This is a genomic window from Halobacillus sp. BBL2006, assembly GCF_000786645.1.
Lineage (GTDB): Bacteria > Bacillota > Bacilli > Bacillales > Halobacillaceae > Halobacillus.
Window position 1 is genome coordinate 1 of record NZ_JRNX01000686.1, and the last position, 1,402, is coordinate 1,402.

Here is a 1,402-nt window from a genome sequence, read left to right on the forward strand (position 1 = left end):
CGATCAAAGCTCCATGAATCGCAATACCGCCTTCCCAAATAGCGAAGACATCCCACCATGGACCACCTACATACCGATCCCACTCAAAAATAACGTAGTATATCCGTGCACATACAATCGCCGCTGGAATGGCATAAACGACGATATCGATCATATAATCTTTTTTCAGGCCGAGACGTTCGGTTTCTCTTGTTGCGATCAACAAACCTAAGAAGGCTCCAGTCGCAATGATGACTCCATACCAATAAATCGATAATGGACCTAATTGGAGAAAAACCCGGTCTAAGGCATCAGGTGTACAAGTCACGATGTCACCCCTCCCTTATGATTTTTGCTGATCCGAGTCAATCACATTCGTCAACCGTTCAGAAAATTCTTCTGCTGCATTAACCCCCATGCGTTTCAAACGGAAGTTCATCGCTGCCACTTCAATGATAACAGCGAGATTACGTCCAGGACGTACGGGAATGATCGCCTTCGGAACTTCAACATCCATGATTTTCATTGTCTCTTCTTCTAATCCAAGACGGTCATACTGTTTGTTTTTATCCCAGAGTTCAAGATTGATCACTAACGTAATTCGTTTATAGCTGCGGACGGCACCGGCACCAAATAATGTCATCACATTTATGATCCCTAGTCCACGAATTTCAAGCAGATGTTCAATTAAAGGAGGACTGTTTCCGATCAACGTATCGTAGTCCTCTTGGCGGATTTCCACGCTATCATCAGCGACAAGACGATGTCCGCGCTTCACAAGTTCAAGAGCGGTCTCACTTTTACCAACTCCACTTTGACCGGTAATCAGCACACCAATCCCATAAATATCGACAAGTACACCGTGAATCGCTGTGAATGGGGCGAATTTTGTTTCTAAAAAGTTTGTTAGACGGCTGATCACACGTGTCGTCTTATGTGGAGAAAGCATTAAAGGGACGCCTGCTTCGTTTGCTGCTACGTGCAATTCAGCGGGGATATCCATCCCTCGCGTTATAACGATTCCTGGAGTAACGTCTGTACATAGTTTTTCAGCACGTTCCTGTCGCTGCTCCTTCGTAAGCTCATTAAAATAGGAAAGTTCCGTTTTTCCTAATAACTGCAATCGTTCTTTAGGATAGAACTTGAAGTATCCCGTCATTTCTACTCCGGGTCGTGATATATCGCTGGTATGTATTTCACGGTGAATGCCATCTTCACCTGCTACCAATTCTAGCTTAAACTGATCTAGCAAATCTTCTGTGCGGACTTTACTCATGTTCGTCTTTGACCTCCTCTTTCATCGTACAATCACTGTCCCCTATTGTAGCATGTTTTGACTCAATCTTGGACAAAAACACAATCGATGTCTGTCAAACAGGGAATCTATTGGCTGATCGTTTCTGCAACATTCACAGTATGCCAC

Annotated in this window: 2 protein-coding genes; both read right to left on the minus strand. The window is 44.1% G+C overall.

Features of this window, described 5'->3' with window-relative positions:
- Positions 1 to 307: prolipoprotein diacylglyceryl transferase family protein (locus LD39_RS18265; RefSeq protein WP_035551309.1), on the minus strand; the 307-nt coding region annotated here is incomplete at its 3' end.
- 15 nt (positions 308 to 322) lie between these two features.
- A complete protein-coding gene (gene hprK, locus LD39_RS18270; RefSeq protein WP_035551314.1) occupies positions 323 to 1,255 on the minus strand; it encodes an HPr(Ser) kinase/phosphatase in 933 nt (310 codons plus the stop codon).
- Between the last annotated feature and the right edge of the window lie 147 nt (positions 1,256 to 1,402).